General features: G+C 66.3%; 5 protein-coding genes. 4 read left to right on the top strand and 1 reads right to left on the bottom strand.

Annotated elements, in window-relative coordinates:
• The coding region (locus tag PMN64_RS42010) for an adenosine kinase (RefSeq protein ID WP_411785012.1) at nt 1-585 on the bottom strand (585 nt) is incomplete at its 3' end.
• Between the two features lie 269 nt (nt 586-854).
• Between PMN64_RS42010 and murJ the strand changes: the two genes are divergently transcribed.
• The 4 genes from murJ (at nt 855) to PMN64_RS41990 (ending at nt 4,865) form a co-directional block, all read left to right on the top strand.
• Nucleotides 855-2,393, top strand: coding sequence for a murein biosynthesis integral membrane protein MurJ (gene murJ / locus PMN64_RS42005; RefSeq protein ID WP_411785011.1), 1,539 nt, complete (start codon nt 855-857; stop codon nt 2,391-2,393).
• A 65-nt stretch (nt 2,394-2,458) separates the two neighbouring features.
• Nucleotides 2,459-3,511 carry a tryptophan--tRNA ligase gene (gene trpS, locus PMN64_RS42000; RefSeq protein WP_304497873.1) on the top strand — a complete coding sequence of 351 codons (1,053 nt, stop codon included), beginning with the start codon at nt 2,459-2,461 and terminating at the stop codon, nt 3,509-3,511.
• 88 nt (nt 3,512-3,599) lie between these two features.
• Nucleotides 3,600-4,094, top strand: coding sequence for a universal stress protein (locus PMN64_RS41995; RefSeq protein WP_016840400.1), 495 nt, complete (start codon nt 3,600-3,602; stop codon nt 4,092-4,094).
• A 201-nt stretch (nt 4,095-4,295) separates the two neighbouring features.
• Nucleotides 4,296-4,865, top strand: a complete 570-nt coding sequence (locus PMN64_RS41990; protein WP_411785010.1) for a NifU family protein — start codon at nt 4,296-4,298, stop codon at nt 4,863-4,865.
• Nucleotides 4,866-4,989: the final 124 nt, after the last annotated feature.

Below are 4,989 nucleotides of genomic sequence, written 5' to 3'. Positions count from 1 at the left end.
GACGCAGAACGAATCCGACAGCGTCAGCGCGACCTGGCGGCCCGCGCCATGCGCGATATCAGCCGCCTTCACGAACGCGTCCTTGGCGTTCTTCGGATCCCAGAGATAGCCCTCGAGATAGATGATGCTAGCGGCTGCGATCTGCGCCGGATCGATATCGTCCGGCGTCAGATCCTGCGCAGCGCCGAGATAGGTGTTCATGGTGCGCTCGCCGTCCGGCGTCACCAGGATGTAGGAGCAGCCGGTGGCCGGGCCGGTCCTGGCCGGCGCGGTGTCGAAGGCGACGCCGGCGGCGCGGATGTCGTGGACGTAGAGCTTGCCGATCTGGTCGTCCTTGACCTTGCCGACATAGGCGGCGCGGGCGCCGAGACTGCCGACGCCGACGATGGTGTTCGCGGCCGAACCGCCCGACATCTCGGTCGCCACGCCCATGTCGCCGTAGATCGCCGTCGCGCGCGTCTCGTCGATCAGTTGCATCGAGCCCTTGGTCATGCCGTGACGGGCAAGGAATGCCTCGTCGGTCTGTACCAGCACGTCGAAGATCGCGTTGCCGATCCCGAGAACGTCGTATTTTGCGTCAGCCATAGACCTGCCCTGTGTTAACGCCACCCAACAAGAGTGGCGGCCTATCACGTTCAGGCTCGGGGCAGCAAGGGAAGGGCTGCTGCTAGTTCCGTCATCCCCTCGCCTGTAACCCGTCATCCTGAGGTGCGAGCCTCTTGGCGAGCCTCGAAGGATGGACGGCCCGACTAGTGGCCGATGCATCCTTCGAGGCTCGGTTCGCTCGCACCTCAGGATGACGGGGCTGGCGGAGTGCCGCTGGCAGCAAAGCGCGCTACTGCTATACAGACCTCATGTTCCGCTCCTTCCTCACGGTCTCCTCGGGAACGCTGGCCTCGCGACTGCTCGGCTTCGTGCGCGATTCCGTGATCGCAGCGCTGCTGGGCGCGGGGCCGGTGGCGGATGCCTTCCTGGCGGCGTTCCAGCTTGTGAATGTGGTGCGACGGCTGCTGGCCGAGGGTGGACTGAATGCCGCTTTGGTGCCGGCCTGGCTGAAGGCGCGCGATGCCGGCGGCTTGGACGCGGCAACCGCCTTTGCCGGCCGCGTGCTCGGCACCATCAGCGCCGCCGTGATCGCGGCCGCGCTCGTCATCGGCGTGCTGATGCCGCTGGTGATCGCGGCGATCGCGCCGGGGTTCGTCGGCCGCGACACACTGCAATTCGCCGTCGACTACGCACGGCTGATGCTGCCCTATCTGGCCTTCGCCGGTCCGGTCACCGTGATGATGGCGCTGCTCAGCGCCCAGGGGCGCTTCGCGCTGACCGCGTTCTCGCCGCTGTTGTTCAACATCGCGCTGATATCAGTGATGGCCGTGCTGCTGGTGCGGCAGCAGGAGCCGGCGCAGGCGGCGATTGTGATGGCGGCGACGATCGGCATCGCCGGCTTCCTGCAACTGTCGATGCTGGCGCTGCGCGGCGCGAAACTCGCTTCGCCGCTCCGCGTGTCCTTCGATCCTGACATGCGCGGCTTTCTCGGCCGCGCGATCCCCGGCATGGTCGCGAGCAGCGCGCCGCAATGGCTGATGGTGGCAGGCGCGGTGATCGCATCGACCTCGCCATCGGCGGTGTCCTGGCTCTATTTCGCCAACCGCCTGCTCGAGCTGCCGCTCGGCATTGTCGGCGTCGCCATGGGCACGGTGCTGATCCCGGAGATGACGCGCGCCGTGCGCAGCGGCGAATCCAGCGCGATCGCGCATGCGGAATCGCGTGCCCTTGAGCTTGCGGTCGGGCTGGCGCTGCCGGCGACGCTCGGCCTGGTGGTGCTGAGCGAGCCGATCGTGCGAATGCTGTTCGAGCACGGCGCGTTCACCGCCCAGGATAGCGCGGCAACCGCGCAAGCCCTGATCTGGCTGGCGCTGGCCTTGCCGGCGCATGTGCTGGTGAAGGCGTTGTCGCCGGCATTTTTTGCGCGCGAGGACACGCTGACGCCGCTGCTCGCGACGCTGAAGGCGGTCGTGGTGGCGATCGCGGCGGCTTTCCTGCTCGGCCAGATCTTCGGTGCGAGCGGAATTGCCGCAGGCATCGCGCTCGGCGCCTGGAGCAACGCACTGGCACTGATCCGCAAGGGGGCCGCGACCTTCGGCTTCTCGATCGATGCCGATGCGCGCCGCCGGCTGCCGCGCATCCTGGCCGCGGCGCTCGCGATGGGCGCCCTGCTCTGGCTCGCGGAGGGCGCGCTGCCGTCCGCCGGCAGCCACGGTTTCGTGCAGGCGGCCTCCCTGCTTGTGCTGATTGCCGCAGGCATCGCCGGTTACGGGCTGTTCTTGCAGCTTTTCGGCGTCACCGGCTGGCGCGAGACGATTAACGCCGTCAGGCAAAGGCGCCCCGCCTGACTTGCGCGCGCGGAGCTTAAGTGGCAAACGACGCGGCAAAACTAGCCATTTCCGGGAATTAGACCATGGCGTTCGTTGAACGGGTTTTCTCAGGCGTCCAGCCGACGGGCAATCTGCACCTCGGCAACTACCTCGGCGCCATCGTCAACTTCGTGAAGATGCAGCAGACCCACAACTGCATCTATTGCGTCGTCGACATGCATGCGATCACGCAGGGCGTCGAGGTCTGGGGCGGCCCGGCCGAGCTCGCCCGCAACACCCGCGAGGTCACCGCGGCCTTCATCGCCGCGGGCATCGATGCCAAGAAGCACATCGTGTTCAACCAGAGCCAGATCGCCGGCCATGCCGAGCTGACCTGGATCTTCAACTGCGTCGCGCGGATCGGCTGGCTGAACCGCATGACGCAGTTCAAGGAGAAGGCCGGCAAGGACCGCGAGAACGCCTCGGTCGGCCTCTATGACTATCCGGTGCTGATGGCCGCCGACATCCTGCTGTACCGCGCGACCCATGTGCCGGTCGGCGAGGACCAGAAGCAGCACCTGGAGCTGTCCCGCGACATCGCGCAGAAGTTCAACAACGATTTCGGCGATTCAGTTCGTGGTCACGGTTTCGCCGACGGCCTGTTCTTCCCGCAGCCCGAGCCGCTGATCACGGGACCCGCGACGCGGGTGATGAGCCTGCGCGACGGCACCAAGAAGATGTCGAAGTCGGATGCGTCGGACAATTCGCGCATCAACCTCACCGACGACGCCGACACCATCGCGCAGAAGATCCGCAAGGCGAAGACCGATCCGGAGCCGCTGCCGTCGGAGGAAAAGGGCCTGGAGACGCGTCCCGAGGCCGACAACTTGGTCGGCATCTACGCGGCGCTGGCCGGCATCTCCAAGCAGGAGGTGCTGACGCAGTTCGGCGGCGGGCAGTTCTCCAGCTTCAAGAACGCACTGGTCGAGGTTTGCGTCGCAAAACTGGCGCCGATCGCTTCCGAGATGAAGAAGCTGGTCGCCGATCCCGGCCATGTCGACGCGGTCCTCGCCGACGGCGCCAACCGCGCCCGCGGCATCGCCGACGAGACCATGCGCATCACCAAGGACATCGTCGGCTTCATCCGCCCGCGCTGACACGCAAGGCAGGAACTGCGCGCTCCCTCTCCCAAACGGCGAGGGAGTATGGCACCATGGGTTGGTTTGGTTCAGCACCGGGACATGCATGACCACCCAGCGACGAAGCTACGAGACAGGTCACAAGCCGAAATGCCTCGTCATCGTTGACGACACTGCGGAATGGGACCGCGCGGTCTATTACGCCAGCCGGTGGGCGATCCGGGTCGGCGGCGGCGTCGTGATGCTGCGGGTGATCGAGACCGAGGATCAGAACCAGCAATGGCTCGGGGTCGCCGACATCATGCGCGCGGAGGCCGAGGAGGCCGCCAACGAGGCGCTCGACCGCGCCGCGGGCCGGGCCAACGGCATCGCCGCGATCACCCCGGAGCGGGTGATTCGCGAGGGCGACCCGATCGAGCAGATCCTCGATGTGATCGACAAGGACGTCGATATCGCAGCGCTGGTGCTGGCCGCCAATCCGGGCGCCGAGGGGCCCGGGCCGATCATCACCACCATGGCCAAGACCATGGGGGCATTCCCGATCCCGGTGACCATCGTGCCGGGCGGCCTGACCGACGCCGAGATCGACGCCCTGTCCTAGCCCGTTACCGGCCCCGGACCCGCTTCCGGGCATGGGTAGGCGCCTGGAACCGCGGTTTTGCGGCTTGATCGCGGGCTTTTTAGTTGCCATCTGACTCCTTGATTTGACGCGTTTTCTTCGCGAACCGGTGTCACTTCGCTCGAAAACGCTATAATGGAACCCAACGCGCCGGCCTTGAACCGGCGACGCCGGAGACAGCAAATGTTCATTCAGACCGAAGCCACGCCGAATCCCGCCACGCTGAAATTCATCCCGGGCCGCATGGTGCTCGACAGCGGCACCATGGAATTCTCCTCGCCCGAATCCGCCGCACGCTCGCCGCTCGCCGAACGGCTGTTCGCCGTATCCGGCGTCACCGGCGTGTTCTACGGCGGCGACTTCATCACCGTGACCAAGGCGGACGGCGACTGGCAGCACCTCAAGCCCGCGATCCTCGGCGCGATCATGGAGCACTACATGTCCGGCGCGCCGCTGCTCGCCGACGGCACCGCGGCCAGCGACGACGCCCGCGACGAGCAAGACGAGTTCTTCGACGAGGCCGACGCCGAGACGGTCGAGCAGATCAAGGACCTGATCGAGACCCGCGTGCGTCCTGCGGTCGCCAATGACGGCGGCGACATCACCTTCCGCGGCTTCAAGGACGGCATCGTCTATCTCAACATGAAGGGCTCCTGCGCCGGCTGCCCGTCGTCGACCGCAACCCTGCAACACGGCATCCAGAACCTGCTCCGGCACTTCGTGCCCGACGTGCAGGAAGTCCGGCCGATGTGATGGAGCGGCGAATGGCGAGTGGCGAATCGCGAATAGCATTCTCCGCAAGACCCCTGTTCGCCATTCCCTATTCACTATTCGCCCTCCCATGATGATTCTCGCCATCGATACGGCGCTCGACGCC

This window comes from Bradyrhizobium sp. UFLA01-814 (genome assembly GCF_046718885.1).
Lineage (GTDB): Bacteria > Pseudomonadota > Alphaproteobacteria > Rhizobiales > Xanthobacteraceae > Bradyrhizobium > Bradyrhizobium elkanii.
The sequence above is the reverse complement of the archived record's forward strand: the minus strand, read 5'-3'. Positions and strand labels throughout refer to the sequence as shown.